The following is an 18853-nucleotide window of genomic DNA, read 5'->3' as shown; positions in this document are numbered from 1 at the left end:
CGGAGCCGAGGGACCCTGGTGAGGTCCGGACGACGGCGGCGTGCGGACGGGCTAGGGGTGCAGCGAGACGGTGCTCGCACGGACGGGGGTCGGCAGCTCGCTGCGGCCCCCGGACAGGTACGCGTCCACCGAGGCGGCCGCCGCGCGGCCCTCCGCGATGGCCCACACGATGAGGGACTGACCACGCCCGGCGTCGCCGGCGACGAACACACCGGGCAGCGTGGTCGCGTAGTCGTCGCTGCGCGCGACCACACCGCGGGGCGTCACGGGGGCGCCCACCTGGGCCACGAGGGTGTCGGTCTCGGTGCCGACGAAGCCCATGGCGATGAGGACGAGGTCGGCGGGGATGACCCGCTCCGTACCCGGGGTCGGCACCCGCCGACCGTCGGGCAGGTACTCGGTGGTGGCCACCCGCAGACCCGTCACGGTGCCGTCCGTGCCCTCGAACGCGACGGTCGAGGCGAGGTAGTCCCGCTCACCGCCCTCCTCGTGGGAGGTCGAGACCTCGAACACAGTGGGGTCCATCGGCCACGGCTGGTGCGGGGGCGCTCCGACGGCGGCTGCACGCCGATGGCGAGCGTGGTGACCGACGCGGCACCCTGACGCAGCGCCGTGCCCAGGCAGTCCGACCCGGTGTCGCCGCCGCCGATGATGACGACGTGCTTGCCGGTCGCGACGATCTGGTCGGCGACCTCGCGGCCCGCGACGACCTCGTTGGCCTGGTGCAGGTACTCCATCGCGGGGTGGATGCCGGCGAGCTCGCGGCCGGGCAGCGGCAGGTCGCGCGGCACCTGCGCGCCGGTCGCGACGACGACCGCGTCGTACCGGGCACGCAGCTGCGCCCAGGTGATGTCCCGGCCGATCTCGACGCCCGGGCGGAAGCGCGTACCCTCCGCGGTCATCTGCGCGATCCGGCGGTCGATGACCGCCTTGTCGAGCTTGAAGTCCGGCACGCCGTACCGGAGCAGCCCGCCGACGGCGTCGTCCCGCTCGTACACCGCGACGGTGTGGCCCGCGCGGGTGAGCTGCTGGGCGGCCGCGAGACCCGCCGGTCCGGACCCGACGACGGCCACCGTCGAGCCGGTGAGCCGGGACGGCACCTGCGGTGTGACGAGCCCGCGTCCCCAGGCCTCCTCGGCGATGGTGACCTCGACGTTCTTGATCGTCACCGGGTCCTGGTTGATGCCCAGGACGCACGCCGACTCGCACGGGGCAGGGCAGATGCGACCGGTGAACTCGGGGAAGTTGTTGGTCGCGTGCAGCCGCTCGATGGCGTCGGCCCACTGTCCGGTGCGGGTCAGGTCGTTCCAGTCCGGGATGAGGTTGCCCAGCGGACACCCCTGGTGGCAGAACGGGATGCCGCAGTCCATGCAGCGCCCGGCCTGCCGGCGCACCAGGCCCTCCTCCTCGGGGTTGGCGAGGCGGTACTCGTGCACCTCCCGCCAGTCCATGAGCCGGATCGGCACCGGTCGGTTGGCGGGCAGCTCGCGCTCCCGCACCTTCAGGAAGCCGCGGTGGTCAACCACGGGACACCTCCAGGATGTGCTCCCACACGCCGGGCTGGGTCGGGTCGAGGCCCTCGGCCTCGGCGTTCGACATCGCCACGGTCATGCGTGCGAACTCGGTGGGCAGCACACGGGTGAACCGGGTGCGCAGGGACTCAGGTGTGGCGAGCAGCTCGTTGGCGAGCGGCGAGCCGGTCTCCTCGTGGTGACGGCGCAGGAGCCCCTCCACGACCACGAGGTCGGCGTCGTCGAGCGGGGTGAGCGTGAGGTCGCCGGACGCCACCGCGGCCGTGTTGACAGCGCCGGGACGCAGGTCGAGCACGTAGGCGGTGCCACCGGACATGCCGGCGGCGAAGTTGCGTCCGGTCCGGCCGAGCACGACCACGGTCCCCCCGGTCATGTACTCGCAGCCGTGGTCGCCCACGCCCTCGACGACCAGGGTCGCCCCGGAGTTGCGCACCCCGAACCGCTCGCCGACGACGCCCCGCAGGAAGACCTCCCCGGCGGTCGCGCCGTAGCCGATGACGTTGCCGGCGATGACGTCGCGGTCCCCGGTGAGCTGGGCGTGCCGGTCGGGGCGCACGACGATCCGGCCCCCGGACAGCCCCTTGCCGACGTAGTCGTTGGCGTCGCCGTACAGGCGCAGCGTGACGCCGCCCGGCAGGAACGCGCCGAACGACTGCCCGGCGGACCCCGTGAGCGTGACGTCGATGGTCCCGTCCGCGAGGCCCGAGCTGCCGTAGCGCTTGGCGACCTCGTGCCCGAGCATCGTGCCGACGGTGCGGTTCACGTTCCGGACCGGCAGATCGATGCGGACCGGCTCGGCCCGCTCGAGCGCGTCGGCCGACAGCGCGATGAGCTGGTTGTCGAGCGCGCGCTCGAGGCCGTGCTGCTGGCTGCGCGAGTGGCGCAGCTGGGACGGGTCGGCGACGTCCGGCTTCGTGAGCACGGGGCCGAGGTCGAGGCCGTCGGCCTTCCAGTGGTCGATGGCGCGGCGCGCGTCGAGCGCGTCGACCCGGCCCACCGCCTCCTCGACGCTGCGGAAGCCGAGCGCCGCGAGGTGCTCGCGCACCTCCTGGGCGATGTACTCGAAGAACGTCTCGACGAACTCCGGCTTGCCCGTGTAGCGGGCCCGCAGCTCGGGGTTCTGGGTGGCGACGCCGACCGGACAGGTGTCCAGGTGGCACACGCGCATCATGATGCAGCCCGAGACGACCAGGGGGCGGTCGCGAAACCGAACTCCTCGGCGCCGAGGAGCGCCGCGACGACGACGTCCCGCCCGGTCTTCATCTGGCCGTCCACCTGCACGACGATCCGGTCCCGCAGGCCGTTGAGGACGAGGGTCTGCTGGGTGTCGGCCAGGCCGATCTCCCACGGACCGCCTGCGTGCTTGAGCGACGTCAGCGGGCTCGCGCCGGTGCCGCCGTCGTGCCCCGAGACCAGGACGACGTCGGCGTGCGCCTTCGAGACGCCCGCGGCGACGGTGCCCACCCCGACCTGGCTGACGAGCTTCACGTGCACGCGCGCCGAGGGGTTGGAGTTCTTCAGGTCGTGGATGAGCTGGGCGAGGTCCTCGATGGAGTAGATGTCGTGGTGCGGCGGGGGCGAGATCAGCCCGACGCCGGGCGTGGAGTGCCGTGTCGCGGCGATCCACGGCGACACCTTGGGACCGGGCAGCTGGCCGCCCTCACCGGGCTTGGCGCCCTGCGCCATCTTGATCTGCAGGTCGTCGGCGGTGGACAGGTAGTCGGCCGTGACGCCGAACCGGCCCGACGCGATCTGCTTGACGCGGCTGCGCCGCTCGGGATCCCGCAGGCGCGCCGGCTCCTCGCCGCCCTCACCGGAGTTGGACCGGCCGCCGAGGCGGTTCATCGCGACCGCGAGGGTCTCGTGCGCCTCGGCCGAGATCGAGCCGTAGGACATCGCGCCGGTGTTGAAGCGCTTGACGATCTCGCTGACCGGCTCCACCTGGTCGATCGGGATCGCGGGCCGCGAACCCGCGCGGAACTGGAGCAGCCCGCGCAGGGTCATCAGCCGCGCGGACTGGTCGTCCACCCGGCGGGTGTACTCGCGGAACACGTCGAACTGCCGGGTGCGGGTCGCGTGCTGCAGGCGGAAGACCGTCTCGGGGTCGAAGAGGTGCTCCTCGCCGTCCCGCCGCCACTGGTACTCCCCGCCCTCGGCGAGCCGCTGGTGCGGCTGGCGGTTCCCGCTGCGCGGGTAGGCGTCGGCGTGGCGCGCCGCGACCTCGGCCGCGATGACGTCGAGCCCGACGCCGCCCAGGCGGCTGGTGGTGCCGGTGAAGTACCGGCCGACGAAGTCCTCGGAGAGCCCGAGCGCCTCGAACACCTGCGCGCCGCGGTAGGACGCGATGGTCGAGATGCCCATCTTGCTCATGACCTTCAGGACGCCCTTGCCGAGCGCCTTGATGAGGTGGGCGACGGCCTTCTCCGGCGAGACCTCGAGGTAGCCCGAGCGGGCCATCTCCTCGACCGACTCCATGGCGAGGTACGGGTTGACCGCGGCCGCCCCGTAGCCGATGAGCGCGGCGACGTGGTGCACCTCGCGCACGTCCCCCGCCTCGACGACGAGCGAGACCCGCGTCCGGGTCCGGCGCCGCAGCAGGTGGTGGTGGACGGCGCTGACCAGCAGCAGCGAGGGGATCGCGGCGCGGTCGGCGTCGCCGTCGCGGTCGGACAGCACGATGAAGCTGACGCCGTCGTCGACCGCGCGGTCCACCTGGGCGAAGATCTCGTCCAGCCGCTCCTCCAGCGCCGCCCCGCCGCCCGAGACCCGGTACAGGCCGCGCACGGTGATCGCCTTGAACACGCCGGCGAGCCGGGGGTCGCGGTGGACCCGGGCGATCTTCGCCAGCTCGTCGTTGTCGATCACCGGGAACGGCAGGTACAGCTTGCGGGCGTGCTCGGGCACGTCGTCGAGGAGATTCGGCTCGGGACCGATCGCCCCGCCGATGCTCGTGACGAGCTCCTCGCGGATCGCGTCCAGCGGGGGTTGGTGACCTGGGCGAACAGCTGGGTGAAGTAGTCGAACAGCAGGCGCGGACGCTCGGACAGCACGGCGACGGGCGTGTCGGAGCCCATCGCGCCGAGCGGCTCGGCACCGGCCTGCGCCATCGGCGCGAGCAGGACCTTGAGCTCCTCCTCGGTGTAGCCGAACGCACGCTGACGGCGCCGGACCGACGCCGAGGAGTGCGCGACGTGCTCCCGCTCCGGCAGGTCACCCAGCGCGACCTCGTGGTCGCGCACCCACTGCGCGTACGGGCGCTGGGCGGCCAGCTGCGCCTTGATGTCGTCGTCCTCGACGATGCGACCCGCGCCCGTGTCGACCAGGAACATCCGGCCGGGCTCGAGGCGGCCCTTGCGGACGACGGTCGCCGGGTCGATGTCCAGCACGCCGGCCTCGGACGCCAGGACGACGAGACCGTCCTCGGTCACCCAGTAGCGGCCCGGCCGCAGACCGTTGCGGTCGAGGACCGCCCCGATGAGCGTGCCGTCGGTGAAGGTCAGGCACGCGGGGCCGTCCCACGGCTCCATGAGGGTCGAGTTGTACTCGTAGAACGCGCGCCGCGCCGGGTCCATCTCGGCGTGGTTCTCCCAGGCCTCCGGGACCATCATGAGCACGGCGTGCGGCAGGGACCGGCCTGCGAGGTGCAGCAGCTCGAGCACCTCGTCGAACGTCGCCGAGTCGCTGGACGCCTCGCTGACGACCGGGAGCAGGGGCTCGAGGTCGCCGAGCTTGTCGCTCGCGAGCGTCGACGTCCGCGCCGCCATCCAGTTGCGGTTGCCCTTGACCGTGTTGATCTCACCGTTGTGCGCGACGAGCCGCATGGGCTGGGCGAGCGGCCAGGACGGGAACGTGTTCGTGGAGAAGCGCGAGTGGACGAGCGCGATCTCGCTCGCGTAGCGCGGGTCGGACAGGTCGGGGAAGAACGGCTCGAGCTGCCCGGTGGTGAGCATGCCCTTGTAGGTCAGGGTGCGCGCCGACAGCGACGCGAAGAAGACCCCGAGCTCGTGCTCGACGCGCTTGCGCAGCCGGTAGGTGCGGCGGTCGAGGTCGATGCCGCGCAGCTCGCGCGAGGGGTCCGCGACGACGAGCTGGCGGAACACGGGCATCGAGGCGCGCGCGGTGGGCCCCACGAGATCGGCGGTGACCGGGACGTCGCGCCAGGCGAGGACGTCCAGCTTCTCCTCGGCCGCGATCTCCTCGATGCCCCGGACCGCGGTGTCCTGGCCGGCGGCGTCGGTCGGCAGGAACGCCATGCCGATCGCGTACCCGCCCGCGGGCGGCAGCTCGGCGTCGACGACGTCGCGCAGGAAGGCGTCGGGGATCTGGGTGAGGATGCCCGCGCCGTCACCGCTGTCCGGCTCGGCGCCGACGGCGCCGCGGTGGTCCAGGTTGAGCAGCGCGGTCAGGCCGGCGTCGACGATGTCACGCCCGGGCGTCCCCGCAGCGTCGCGACGAAGGCGACGCCGCAGGCGTCGTGCTCGTGCACGGGGTCGTAGAGGCCCTGGCGCGCGGGCGCGCCGGGCAGGGCGGGTACCGCGGAGAGCATCGGCGACGTAGGCATGGAGCACCGTCCTCACAGGGACCGCCCGAACAGCAGACGGTAGGGGAGCTGAGGGAGCGCCTGGACGTCGTCGGCCGAGCGTGGGGCGACGATACATGCCCGAAACCCGCCCGGTCACACCGTCTCAGGGCTGGTCGGACCCCGGCCCGACGGCGCCGGGTGCGGCCCGGTTCTCGCCCGGTGCGGCGGCGTGGGACCCGGTCCCGCCGACGGCGGCGCCGGAGCCCTCCGCGGTGCTGCCGGCGGGCACGTCACCGGGCAGCTCACCTGGCACGTCGTCGGTCCCGTCAGCCCCCGCGAGCGCGCCGTCCAGCCGCAGGCTCACCTCGCGCTCGGGATACCGGCGCCCGAGGACGACGAACGCGACCAGCGCGGTCACGAGCAGGAGGATCGAGGTCCACACGTTGAGCCGCAGCCCCAGCACCTGCTCCGCGGGGTCGATGCGCAGCATCTCGATCCACAGCCGGCCCGCGGTGTAGACCATGACGTAGAGCCAGAAGACCCGACCGTGGCCCAGGCGGTACCGACGGTCGAGCCACACGATGAGCGCGGCGCCGGCCAGGTTCCACAGCAGCTCGTAGAGGAACGTGGGGTGGAACAGCGTCCCGGCGTCGTACCCGGCCGGGAAGGTGGGGCCGGCGGGGTCGATCTCCAGGCCCCAGGGCAGCGTGGTCGGCCCCCCGAAGAGCTCCTGGTTGAACCAGTTCCCGAGGCGACCCACCGCCTGCGCGACGAGCAGACCGGGCGCGAGCGCGTCGGCGAACGGCGCGAGGCGCACGCCCTGCCGGCGGCAGCCGATCCAGGCCCCGACCGCCCCGAACGCGACGGCCCCCCAGATCCCGAGGCCGCCCTCCCAGATGAACAGGGCCCGCACCGGGTCACCGCCCGGCCCGAAGTACGCGTCCGGCGAGCTCAGCACGTGGTAGATCCGGCCGCCGACGATGCCGAACGGGACCGCCCAGAAGGCGATCTCGAGCACGGTGTCGTCGTCGCCGCCGCGTGCGACCCAGCGCCGGGTGGTGATCCAGAGCGCCGCGGCGATGCCGGCGAGGATGGCGAGCGCGTAGGCCCGCAGCGGGAAGGGCCCCAGGTGCCAGACCGACTCCGGCGGGCTGGGGATCGAGGCGGGCAGCGCCCCGGCCCCACCCGCGAGCATCCCGAGCGCGTGCCCGGCGCCCACCGGCATGCCGGCCAGCACGGCGCTCACCGGCCGGCTCGGACGGCGCCGCGGACCCCCGCGGAGAGATCCCGCGCGACGGCCGCGACGGCGTCGAGGCCGGCGGCGGGCGTGTCGGCCTGCACCATCGGCCGTACGAAGGCCGACCCGACGATGACGCCGTCGGCGTAGCCCGCGACCTGCGCGGCCTGCTCGGCCGTCGACACGCCGAGGCCGACGCAGACGCGCGGGGCGCCGGCCTCCCGGGTCGCGGCGACGAGCTCGGCGGCGCGGTCACCCAGCGACGTCCGCTCGCCCGTGACGCCCATGGTCGACGCCGCGTACACGAAGCCGCGGGAGGCGGCGGCGGTCGAGGCGAGCCGCTGGGGGTCGAGCTCGGGGCGACCAGGAACACGCGGTCGAGGTCGTGGGCGTCGGACGCGGCGATCCACTCCCCGCCTCGTCCGGGATGAGGTCGGGCGTGATGATCCCGGCCCCGCCGGCGGCGGCGAGATCCCGCGCGAAGCGGTCCACCCCGTACCGCAGCACCGGGTTGAAGTAGCTCATCACGAGGACGGGTGCACCGGTCGCGGCGATGCCCTCCACCGCCGCGAAGACGTCGCGCACCCGCACGCCGCCCTCGAGCGCGCGCTCGACGGCGTGCTGGATGACCGGTCCGTCCATGACGGGGTCGGAGTAGGCGATGCCGAGCTCGATGACGTCGACGCCGGCCTCGACCATCGCGACGGCGGCCGCGACGGACCCCTCGACGCTGGGGAAGCCGACCGGCAGGTAGCCGATCAGCGCGGCGTTGCCCTCGGCGCGCAGCGCGTCCAGGCGCTCGCCGACGTGGCCGCGGGGGGCGCTCACTTCTCCTCCCCGGGATCTCGGCGACCTGGGCGGTGACCTCTTCCTCGAGCATCCCGAACCAGCGCGCGGCGGTCTCGACGTCCTTGTCCCCGCGGCCGGAGAGGTTGACGAGGATCACCGCGTCCGGGCCGAGCTCGGCGCCGAGGTCGATGGCGCCGGCGAGCGCGTGCGCCGACTCGATCGCCGGGATGATGCCCTCGGTGCGGGACAGCAGCTTGAAGGCGTCCATGGCCCGGGCGTCCGTGATCGGCCGGTACTCGGCGCGGTGGATGCTCGACAGCCACGAGTGCTCCGGTCCGACGCCGGGGTAGTCCAGACCCGCGGAGATCGAGTGGCTCTCGACCGTCTGGCCGTCCTCGTCCTGGAGCAGGAAGGACCGCGCGCCGTGCAGCACGCCGGGGGCACCGGCGGTGATGGTGGCCGCGTGCCGGCCGGTCTCGACGCCGTCACCGCCCGCCTCGAGGCCGACGAGGCGGACGTCCGCGTCGTCGAGGAAGGCGTGGAAGATGCCGATGGCGTTCGACCCGCCGCCCACGCACGCCGCGACGGCGTCGGGCAGGCGGCCCACGAGGTCGAGCACCTGGGCGCGGGCCTCCTCGCCGATGATCCGCTGCAGGTCGCGCACCATCGCGGGGAACGGGTGCGGCCCGGCGACGGTGCCGAAGACGTAGTTGGTCGTCTCGACGTTGGTCACCCAGTCCCGCAGCGCCTCGTTGATCGCGTCCTTGAGCGTGCGCGACCCCGTGGTGACCGGGATGACCTCGGCCCCGAGCAGGCGCATCCGGGCGACGTTGAGGGCCTGCCGACGGGTGTCCTCCTCGCCCATGTAGATGACGCACTCGAGGTCGAACAGGGCGGCCGCGGTCGCCGTCGCGACGCCGTGCTGGCCGGCGCCGGTCTCGGCGATCACGCGCGTCTTGCCGATCCGCTTGGTCAGCAGCGCCTGGCCGAGCACGTTGTTGATCTTGTGCGAGCCGGTGTGGTTGAGGTCCTCGCGCTTGAGGATGATGCGCGCGCCCCCGGCGTGCCGGGCGAACCGCGGCACCTCTGTGACGATGCTCGGGCGACCGGTGTAGGTCCGGTGCAGGCGGGCGAGCTCCTCGGTGAACGCGGGGTCCACCTTGGCCTTGCCGTACTCCGTGTCGAGCTCGTCCAGGGCCGCGATGAGCGCCTCCGGGACGAAGCGCCCGCCGAAGTCCCCGAAGTACGGGCCCTCGAGCGTGGCGAGGGAGTCGGCGAGCGACGTGTCTGGCTGGTCCACCGGGATGGGTCCCTTCTGGTTCACAGGTCGCGCCGGTCAGCGGCGCGCAGGTCGTGCCGAGCGGCTCAGCGGCGCACCGCGCGCAGCGACGGATGGGCGCCCGCGGCCACGAGGTCGGCGACGGACTGACGCGGGGCGTCGTCGGTCACGAGGGCCTCGCCGACGAGGACGGCGTCGGCGCCCGCGCGGGCGAACTCCATCACGTCGTGCGGTCCGCGCACCCCGGACTCGGCGATCTTCACCAGGCCGTCGGGGATCGCCGGGGACACCCGGGCGAACGTCCCGGGGTCGACCTCGAGCGTCTTGAGGTCCCGTGCGTTGACGCCGACGACGCGCGCACCGGCGTCCACCGCCCGGGCGACCTCCTCGGTGTCGTGCACCTCGACCAGCGCGGTCATGCCGAGCGAGTGCACCCGCTCGACGAAGCTCGTCAGGACCGTCTGCTCGAGCGCGGCGACGATGAGCAGGACGAGGTCCGCGCCGTGCGCCCGGGCCTCCCAGATCTGGTACGGGCTGACGATGAAGTCCTTGCGCAGCACGGGGATGTCCACCGCGGCGCGGACGGCGTCGAGGTCGGCGAGCGACCCCTTGAAGCGACGCTCCTCGGTGAGGACCGAGATGCAGTGCGCGCCGCCCTTCTCGTACTCGACCGCGAGCGCGGCCGGGTCGGTGATGGTGGCGAGCGGTCCCCGGCTCGGGCTGGAGCGCTTGACCTCGGCGATCACGGCGACGGCCTCGTCGTCGCGCAGCCGGTCCAGGCAGTTCAGGGCACCCGGGACCCGGGCGGCGCGCTCCTTGAGCTCGCTCAGCGGGGTCACCGACTCGCGGGCCGCGAGGTCCTCCCGGACCCCCGCGACGATCTCGTCCAGCACCGTCATCGTCGGCCACACCTTCCCTCGGGCGAACCCTCACGGACACTCTCGGCCGCCTGCGAGGACCGGCAGCGAGTCGGTCCATCGTAGAGCCGCACGGGTGTGACCCCGGACCACGCGTCCGTGGTGCGGACGTGGCCCGTCCCGGTGCGCCGGCGGGCGCCCGTCGGCATGCGGTCAGGGGCGAGCCACGGCGCGAGCGCCGGCACGTTGCGGAGCACGGCGAACCCGACGACGACGACGAGCAGCGCCCAGGCCATCACGGTGCCCCCGGCTCGCCGCGGGGCGGGGGCGGGGGCGGGAGCGGGGACGGCTCCGGCCCACCGGCGTCGCAGCCACAGCGCCCAGGCGACGACGGCGACCGGTGCCAGCGCGACGACCAACGGGTTCATGCCCCACGCGCCCGCGAGGTCGCCGTGGGTCAGGTCGTGCACGGCGCGCTGGGCGCCGCAGCCGGCGCAGAAGAGGCCGGTGAGCGCGAGCACCGGGCACACGAGGTGCCCGCCCGGCCGGTAGGGGTCGGTGATCGCGAGGTGCACGACGGCAGCGAGGGCGACCCCACCCACGGCGAGCGGCATCCGCGCCGCCGTCGGGCCGGACGGCGCGACCGCACCCCGGACGCGCCGACAGCCCGGACCTGCGTCGAGGTCCGGGCCGCCGGGCTGCGTGCGAGGCGTCATGCGCGGGTCAGAAGGTGGTGGTCGTGCCCGAGTTCGACTCGATGAACTCCACGTACCCCGCGAAGCCGCCGAACACGGCGAAGAAGAGGACGATCCCGATGATCCACAGCGCGATCGTCACCCAGCCCAGGACGACCCCGGCGAGCCCCATGCCGCCGTTGTTGGCCTCACCGTTGGCCGCGGCCGTGCGGGACTTCGAACCGAGGATGATCGCGGGGATCGCCGCGATCGGCCCGCACAGGAAGAACCCGACGAGGCCGAGCACGAGGGCCCACACGCCGAGCGAGTTCTTCGGGTAGCCGTAGCCCTGCTGGCCGTAGGGCGACGGGGAGCCGCCGTACCCGCCGCCGTACGCGGGAGGGTGCTGCCGAAGTCGGGCTGCGACCCGTAGGAGGGCTGGGAACCGTACGCGGGCGGCTGCGACCCGTAGGCCGGCGGGGTCGACCCGGCGCCGGAGGACGTCGAGCCGGACGACGAGGAACCGGACGAGCGGTCCGGCTCCTGCGGGCTGCCGTACGGGTCCTGCGGGTTGTTCGGGGACGACATCGGACCTCCGTGGTGGGTGGCGCGGACCGGGATGACCCGGGCGGTCGGGAGTGGGAGTACGGCCTGTTCGGCAGGTACGGCGGTGGGGCGGGCTGCGGTGCGGACGGTCGTGTCCACCGGGCCCGTGCGGGCTCCGGGCTAGTGGCCCTTGCCGGCGGCAGCGGCGCGCTCCTGCTTGGCGCGCGTCTTGTCGCCGCCCTGGCCGTGGCCCATGACCTGCAGGATCTTGCTGAGGACGACGCCGAGGACGGTCACGCCGATGCCGGCCCACAGGAGCCACGGGAGGGCGAGCACCATGCCGACGGCGCCGATGACGAACCCGGCGATCACGAGCACGGTCATGGTCCACGCGGCCGTCGTGTGCCCGTGGTTCATGGGTGGCGGACTCGGCGGGAGGTACGCGGTCTCGGACGGAGAGGTGCTGCGGTCGGCCATGCGCGGGAGCCTTTCATCTGCGGATTCGCGGCGAGCCTATCGTCCGCCGCGGCCCCCGGCCGCGCGGGACGCCCGTGTCCCTCGACCGGTCGCTCGTGCGCTGCCTCCCCGTCCCCGACGCGGGCGGACGGTCCGGCCCCCGAGGGTCAGCTCGGGTCGTCCCCACGGGTCAGGGCGTCCCAGGCCGCCTGGTCGTCGTCGGGCACGGCGACGCGGGCACCGCCCGGCGCCGCGCCGGTGCCGTGGCGACCGGCATCGTGACCGGGATCGTGACCGGCGTCGTGGCGGTAGGAGGGTCGGGCCCACGTCCGCGACGTCACCCCGAGCCAGCCGCCCACGAGCACGACGACGACGCCGACCACCCCGGCGACCCAGGGCCACGGCGTCAGCATCACCGGCGTGACGAGCGTCTCGACGCCGGTCGCCCCGGCCACGACGGTCCGGGCGACGGGCTCGGGATCGGCGGCGATCGCGAACGCGGACACCGCCTGCAGCAGCCCCGCGACCACGACGACGCCGGTCACCACCCAGCGCCCGACCCGGCCGGCGAGGCCGATCGCGATGCCGGCCGCGAGCAGCACGAGCGCCGCCGCCGGCACCCCGGGGGCGGCCTGGGTGCCGGTCACCTCGACGGGCACCTCGGCACGCAGCGCCGACGTCCCGGCGGTGGTCATCCACACCGGGACGCCGCTGACCAGGGACGCGAGGGCGAGCGCCAGCACCGCGAGGATCGCGCGGCGACGTCCGCCGCTCGCCACGGCGGGTGCCGGCGGTGCGTCGGGCAGGCTCATGCCGCACCCCCGGCGGGCCGCAGCCGCGACGCGACCTGGACCGCCCGGACGGCGGCCGCGGCCTTGTTGCGGGACTCCGCGTACTCCAGCGCCGGCACGGAGTCCGCGACGATGCCGCCACCGGCCTGGACGCTGGCCCGCCCGCCGGCGATGACGGCCGTGCGGATGGCGATGGCCATGTCCATGTCCCCGGCGAAGTCGAAGTAGCCGACCGTCCCGCCGTAGATGCCGCGCCGGGCGGGCTCGAGCTCGTCGATGAGGGCCATCGCGCGCGGCTTCGGCGCTCCGGAGAGGGTCCCGGCGGGGAACGTCGCGGCGAGTGCCTCGAGCGCCGTCGCCCCCGGACGCATCTGCCCGACCACGGTGGAGCAGATGTGCATGATGTGGCTGAACCGCTTGACGGCCATGAGCTCGACGACCTCGACCGACGCCGGCTCGCACACCTTGACGAGGTCGTTGCGGGACAGGTCGACGAGCATGATGTGCTCGGAGCGCTCCTTGGGGTCGGCCAGCAGCTCGTCGGCGAGCCGCACGTCCTCCTCGGGGTCGGCGCCGCGCGGGCGCGACCCGGCGATCGGGAACGTCACGACGCGGCCCGCGGTGACCTTGACGAGCGTCTCCGGGCTGGAGCCGACCACCGCGAAGTCGGCGCCGGCGGCGTCCTGGAGGGCGAACAGGTACATGTACGGGCTCGGGTTGATGGTGCGCAGCACGCGGTACACGTCGAGCGGGTCGGCCGGGCAGTCGAGGTCCAGCCGCTGGGACAGCACGACCTGGAACACCTCGCCGTCAACGATCGCGCGCTTGCCGGCCCGGACCGACTCCTCGAACTCCTCGCGCGTGGAGCGGAACTCCAGCGCGGGCTCGGGGGCGGCGGCCAGCACGGCCGGCCCGCCCGGGGCCGGGTCGGCCAGCGCGGCCTGCATCGCGTCGAGGCGCGCGACGGCGTCCGCGTGCGCCTCGTCGACCCGGGCGTCGGTGTCGTCGAAGTTGATCGCGTTCGCGATGAGCCACACCGAGCCGTCGACGTGGTCGACGACCGCCAGGTCGGTCGCCAGGCACAGGGTCATGTCGGGGACGTCGAGCTCGCGCGGCGCGTCGGCCGGGATGGTCGGCTCCCAGAGCCGGACGACGTCCCAGCCCAGCGCACCGACGAGCCCGCCGGTGAGCGGCGGCAGCCCGGGGACCGCGGGCGTGCGCAGCACCTCGAGCGTGCGGCCGAGGACCTCGAGCGGGGTCCCCTCGGTCGGGACGCCGGCCGGGACGTCGCCGGTCCACACCGCCCGGCCGTCGGCGACCGTCAGGGTCGCCCGCGACCGGACGCCGACGAACGAGTGCCGCGACCACGACCCGTCGCTCTCCGCGGACTCCAGGACGAACGTCCCCGGCCGCCCGGCAGCGAGCGTGCGGTACAGGCCCACGGGGGTCACGTCGTCGGCGAGCAGGCGCCGCACGACGGGGATGACGCGGCGGGTCGGCGCGAGCTCGCGGAACTCCTCGAGCAGGGGCCAGGTGGTGCCCCACGGCACCTCGACCGGCGCAGCCGCCTCCACCGGCGCAGCCGCCTCCACCGGCGCAGCCGCCTCCACCGGCGCAGCCGCCTCGACCGGCGCCGCGGCGTCGTCGGCGGTCATCGGGCGTCCGCCGGGCGGCGGCCGACCACGGCCGGCAGCACGCCGCCGGAGTCGAAGCACGTGCGGGCGCCGGTGTGGCACGCGGCGCCGACCTGGTCCACGCGCACGAGCAACGCGTCACCGTCGCAGTCGATCGCGACCGACTGCACGTACTGCGCGTGGCCGGAGGTGTCGCCCTTGCGCCAGTACTCCCCGCGCGACCGGCTCCAGAACGTCACCCGGCCGGACGTGAGGGTCCGGTGCAGGGCCTCGTCGTCCATCCAGCCGAGCATGAGCACCTCGCCGGTGTCGTGCTGCTGGACGACCGCCGCGACCAGGCCGTGGTCGTCCCGCTTGAGCCGTGCGGCGACGGCCGGGTCGAGGGCCACGGGAGGTGCGGGCACGGTCTCGGGCAGGGCTGCGGACGGGGGTGTGGACGGGGCAGGCACGTCGCGATTGTCCCACGGCGCGCGTGACGGTCAGCGCGTCTGGCTCACCCACGAGGCGTGCATCGACGCGTACGTGCCGCCCGCGCCGACCAGCTCCGCGTGCGGCCCGACCTCGACGACGCGGCCCGCGTCGACCACGACCACGAGGTCGGACGCCTCCGCGGTGGACAGCCGGTGGGCGATCGTGACGGTGCTGCGTCCCGCGGTGAGCGAGTCGAGCGCGCGGGCGATGCGCACCTCCGTCGCGGGGTCCACCGCCGACGTCGCCTCGTCCAGCACCAGCAGGTCCGCCTCGGCGAGGTAGGCCCGGGCGAGCGCCACGAGCTGCCGCTCCCCCGCGGACAGCGACTCCCCGCGCTGCCCGACGTCCGTCGCGAGCCCGTGCGGCAGCTCCGCCAACCAGTCACCGAGCCCGAGCGCGTCGATCGCACGGCGCACCCGGGCCTCGACGACGTCCGGGCCGGCGTCGACGTCCGGGCCGCGCAGACCGTAGGCGATGTTGGTCAGCAGCGTGCCGTCGAACAGGAAGCCCTCCTGCGGCACGACGACGACGCGCTCGCGCAGGCGCGCCGTCTCGATCCGGCGCAGGTCGACGCCGTCGAGCAGCACCTCCCCGCGCGTGGGGTCCATGAACCGTACGAGCAGCTTGGCCATCGTCGTCTTGCCCGAGCCGGTGGCGCCGACGACGGCGACCGACGTGCCGGCCGGGATCGTCAGGTCGACGTCGGACAGCACCGGCGGGCCGTCGGGGTAGGCGAACTCGACCCCGCGCAGCTCGACCGTCGCCGGGCCGCGGGGTGTGCGCACGGCGTCCGGGCCGGGGTCGGCGACCTCCACGCGCGTCTCCAGGACGCCGAGCACGCGGCGCCATCCGGCGACGGCGTTCTGCAGCTCGTTGAGGATCTCGGTGGCCATCTGCACCGGTCCGGTGAAGAGCTGGACGAGGAACAGGAAGGCCAGCAGGCGGCCGACCGAGATCCCGCCGTCGACGCCGAGGAGCGTCCCGACCACGACCACGACGGACAGCACGAGGTTGGACACCAGGACGCCGCTGGAGAACACGATCGCGACGAGCTTCTGGGCACGCACCTGGGCGTCGCGGGTGGCCTGGATGGTCGCGTCGATGCGCCGCTGCACCCGGTCGGAGACGCCGTAGGCGCGGATCGTCTCCGCGCCGACCACGGACTCCGAGATGGCGCCGAGCATCGCGCCGACCCGCTCACGCACCGCGGTGTACGCCCCGTTGACCCGCCGCTGCGCCGGACGCAGCACGAGCAGGAGCGGGATGAAGCAGGCCCACACGATGAGGGTGAGCTGCCACGAGTAGATCGCCATGAGGATCGTGGCGACCCCGATCTGCAGCACCGAGACGAGCAGCATGATGCCGCCCCACTGCACGAACAGGGAGATCGTGTCGACGTCCGACGTCACCCGCGAGACGAGGGCCCCGCGCCGCTCGGTGCCCTGGGTCAGCACGGACAGGTCGTGCACGTGCCGGAACGCGCGCACCCGCAGCGTCGCGAGCCCGGCCTCGGTGGAGCGGAACAGGCGGATGTTGACCAGCGCGGAGCAGGTGGCCGCGGCGAGCAGCGCGAACGCGGCCGCGATCACGAGCGTGACGACCCGCTCGACGTCCGGGCCGCCGTCGGCGAGGACGCCGGTGTCGACGGTCTGCTGCACGGCGATCGGCACGACGACCCGCCCGATCGCGGCGAGCACGGCGAGGACGACCGTGATCCCGAGCCCCTGCACGATCTCCGGGGAGACCTGGATGCCGCGGCGCAGCGTCGCGCCGACGCCGAGGCCGCTCGTGCGGCCGATCCGCGACGCCTCGACGGGATCCGCGGCGTGGGAGCCCGACGCCGTCGCGGTGGCCGGCTGCGCGGGGCGGTCGGTGGCCCGTGGTGCGGTGCGGTGCGTGCTCATCGGTCCTCCTCCCCGCCGGCCGCCGCGACCACGGCGAGGTCCTCCCGGTCGGCCGCACGGCGCGTCGACTCGCGCTCGTACGCGGTGGCCAGGTCGCGGTAGCCGGGGTCACGCGCGAGCAGCTCGGCGTGCGTGCCGCGGTCCACGACCCGGCCGCCGTCGAGGTGCACGATCTCGTCGGCCATCGTCACCGAGGACATCCGGTACGCGACCATGACGACCGTCGGACCGCTGTAGCGCGCGTCGGCGCGCGGGTCCCGCGCACCCTCCGCCGCGCCGTCGTCGCGCTCGCGCGGGTGGTCCGCGTCGCGGGCACGCAGCCCGGCGAGGATGGACTGCTCGATGCGGGGGTCCACGGCCGACGTCGCGTCGTCCAGCACGAGGACGCGCGGTCGGCGCACGAGCGCCCGCGCGATCGCCAGCCGCTGGCGCTGGCCGCCGGACAGGTTCGCCCCCCGCTCGCCCAGCGGCGCGTCGAGCCCGCCCGGGAGGGCCGCGACGACGTCGTCGACCCGGGCCAGGCGCAGCGCCGCCCAGACGGCGTCGTCGTCGGGCGCGCCGGGGTCGCCGTCGTCGGCGAGCGTCACGTTGGAGCGGACCGTGTCCTCGAACACGAAGGTGGTCTGCCCGACGAGCGCGACCTGGCGGGTGAGGTCCTCGGGGCGGACCTCGCGCAGGTCGACGCCGTCGACGGTGACCGTGCCGGTGGTCGGGTCCGACAGCCGGGACAGCAGCGACACGAGCGTGGTCTTGCCGGCGCCGGTGACGCCCACGACGGCGACCGTCCGGCCCGGGCGGATGTCGACGTCGACGTCGCGCAGCAGGTGCGCGGTGCCGTCGCCGGACGGGACGTCCACCCCGACCCCGCGCATCTCGATCCGCGCACCCGCGCCCTCGGTGGGCAGCGGCCGGGTGCCGACGCTCAGCGCGCCGCCGGAGTCCAGCACGCGGGCGATCCGGTCGAACCCGACGAGGGAGCGCGGCAGCTCCCCCAGCACCCAGCCGAACGCCCGCACGGGCACCGCGAGCAGCACGAGGAGGTACGCGGCCGAGACGACGTCGCCGGTCTCCACCGCACCGGAGCGCATCCGCAGCGTGCCCACCCCGAGCACGAGCAGGGTGCCGATGTTCGGCAGGAGGTCGATCACCGGGTCGAAGATCGCGCGCACGATCCCCACCCGCACGTTCGCCTCGCGCAGCTCGGTGGTCCGGTCGGCGAAGCGCTCCTCCTCGCGGTCCTCCGTGCCGAGCGACTTGACGAGCACCGCGGCCTCGAAGCTCTCGTGCGCGATGTCGGCCACCGCCGCCCGCAGGCCCTGGGCACGCATGATCGCCGGCGACATGCGGCGCTGGAAGACGAGGTTCGCGATCACGGCCAGCGGCAGCACGCTCAGCGCGGCGAGCGCGAGCCACGGGTCGGTGGTGAACAGGGCGACGGCCGCCACCCCGATCATCACCATGACCCCGAGCGCGAACGGCAGCGGGTTGAACACCCCGGTCGCGGCCTCGACGTCCGAGCTCGCGTTGGACAGCAGCTGCCCGGTCGGGTGCCGGCGGTGCCAGGACATCGGCAGGCGCAGGTACTGGCGGGTGACCCCGGTGCGGTGCCGCTTCTGCAGGTCCGCGTAGCCGATGCCGGCGAAGATGCGCCGGCCCGCGACGGTCACGCCGAGCGTGATCGCGACACCGGCGAGCGCGAGACCGGCCAGCCACACCCCGTCACGGGCGACGCCGTCCCCCTCCAGCGCGGGCACGACGACGCCGTCGGTCACCGCACCGAGGACCTGGCTGACCGCCACGGTGACCGCGCCGAACAGGGCCGAGATGCCGATCGCGAAGGCGTAGGTGCGGGGCTCCGCGGCGATGCCGCGCCCCATGATCGCCAGGGACCGCCGGAGCACCGAGCCGGTGAGCGCGTGCTGGGTTCGGCCGGACTGCGGACGCGCGGGCACATCGCTCCTCGACAGCTGGGACTGGCTCGGTGACCGGACGTGCTGGGACAGGGCGGACACCGGGGATGTGCTCATCGTCGCACGCGACACCGACGTCGGCCCCGTGGGACCATCACACCCATGCCCTGGCACCCCCTCGAGCGAGCCGCCCTCGCGCACGCCCTCCGGGAGGCCGGACCCGACGCACCCACGCTGTGCGAGGGCTGGGC

The 18853-nt window shown here is 74.3% G+C and carries 10 protein-coding genes and 4 pseudogenes; all 14 read right to left on the bottom strand.

Annotated elements, in window-relative coordinates:
- Positions 1–51: 51 nt before the first annotated feature.
- Positions 52–1526 (bottom strand): annotated as a pseudogene (locus REH70_RS06710) (glutamate synthase subunit beta).
- Positions 1519–6078: pseudogene (gltB, locus tag REH70_RS06705) on the bottom strand (glutamate synthase large subunit). Before gltB ends, REH70_RS06710 begins: the two co-directional pseudogenes overlap by 8 nt.
- A 139-nt stretch (positions 6079–6217) precedes the next feature.
- On the bottom strand, positions 6218–7249 hold the full coding sequence (lgt, locus tag REH70_RS06700) for a prolipoprotein diacylglyceryl transferase (RefSeq protein ID WP_310754165.1): 1032 nt from the start codon (positions 7247–7249) through the stop codon (positions 6218–6220).
- 47 nt (positions 7250–7296) lie between these two features.
- Positions 7297–8119, bottom strand: a pseudogene (gene trpA / locus REH70_RS06695) (tryptophan synthase subunit alpha).
- 40 nt (positions 8120–8159) lie between these two features.
- A pseudogene (trpB, locus tag REH70_RS06690) lies at positions 8160–9380 on the bottom strand (tryptophan synthase subunit beta); the annotation flags it as partial.
- A 65-nt stretch (positions 9381–9445) separates the two neighbouring features.
- On the bottom strand, positions 9446–10258 hold the full coding sequence (gene trpC, locus REH70_RS06685; protein ID WP_310753337.1) for an indole-3-glycerol phosphate synthase TrpC: 813 nt from the start codon (positions 10256–10258) through the stop codon (positions 9446–9448).
- Complete coding sequence (locus REH70_RS06680; RefSeq protein ID WP_310753335.1) at positions 10255–10932, bottom strand: DUF2752 domain-containing protein; 678 nt, start codon at positions 10930–10932, stop codon at positions 10255–10257. Before REH70_RS06680 ends, trpC begins: the two co-directional genes overlap by 4 nt.
- A 7-nt stretch (positions 10933–10939) precedes the next feature.
- Positions 10940–11209: a DUF4190 domain-containing protein gene (locus REH70_RS06675; protein WP_310753334.1), complete on the bottom strand. Its 270-nt coding sequence runs from the start codon at positions 11207–11209 to the stop codon at positions 10940–10942.
- A 407-nt stretch (positions 11210–11616) separates the two neighbouring features.
- Positions 11617–11913 carry an HGxxPAAW family protein gene (locus REH70_RS06670; protein ID WP_310753332.1) on the bottom strand — a complete coding sequence of 99 codons (297 nt, stop codon included), beginning with the start codon at positions 11911–11913 and terminating at the stop codon, positions 11617–11619.
- Positions 11914–12059: 146 nt separating this feature from the next.
- On the bottom strand, positions 12060–12704 hold the full coding sequence (locus tag REH70_RS06665; protein ID WP_310753330.1) for a Trp biosynthesis-associated membrane protein: 645 nt from the start codon (positions 12702–12704) through the stop codon (positions 12060–12062).
- A complete protein-coding gene (locus REH70_RS06660) occupies positions 12701–14338 on the bottom strand; it encodes an anthranilate synthase component I (protein WP_310753328.1) in 1638 nt (545 codons plus the stop codon). Before REH70_RS06660 ends, REH70_RS06665 begins: the two co-directional genes overlap by 4 nt.
- Positions 14335–14733 (bottom strand): phosphoribosyl-AMP cyclohydrolase, encoded by a 399-nt coding sequence (gene hisI / locus REH70_RS06655; RefSeq protein WP_310754164.1) that lies wholly within the window; start codon positions 14731–14733, stop codon positions 14335–14337. The genes REH70_RS06660 and hisI overlap by 4 nt, the downstream gene beginning before the upstream one ends.
- 63 nt (positions 14734–14796) lie before the next feature.
- On the bottom strand, positions 14797–16692 hold the full coding sequence (locus REH70_RS06650; RefSeq protein ID WP_310753326.1) for an ABC transporter ATP-binding protein: 1896 nt from the start codon (positions 16690–16692) through the stop codon (positions 14797–14799).
- Positions 16689–18569, bottom strand: a complete 1881-nt coding sequence (locus tag REH70_RS06645) for an ABC transporter ATP-binding protein (protein ID WP_310754163.1) — start codon at positions 18567–18569, stop codon at positions 16689–16691. The genes REH70_RS06650 and REH70_RS06645 overlap by 4 nt, the downstream gene beginning before the upstream one ends.
- Positions 18570–18853 lie beyond the last annotated feature (284 nt).

The sequence above is a fragment of the Cellulomonas sp. ATA003 genome (assembly GCF_031582905.1).
In the GTDB taxonomy this organism is placed as follows: domain Bacteria; phylum Actinomycetota; class Actinomycetes; order Actinomycetales; family Cellulomonadaceae; genus Pengzhenrongella.
The sequence above is the reverse complement of the archived record's forward strand: the minus strand, read 5'-3'. Positions and strand labels throughout refer to the sequence as shown.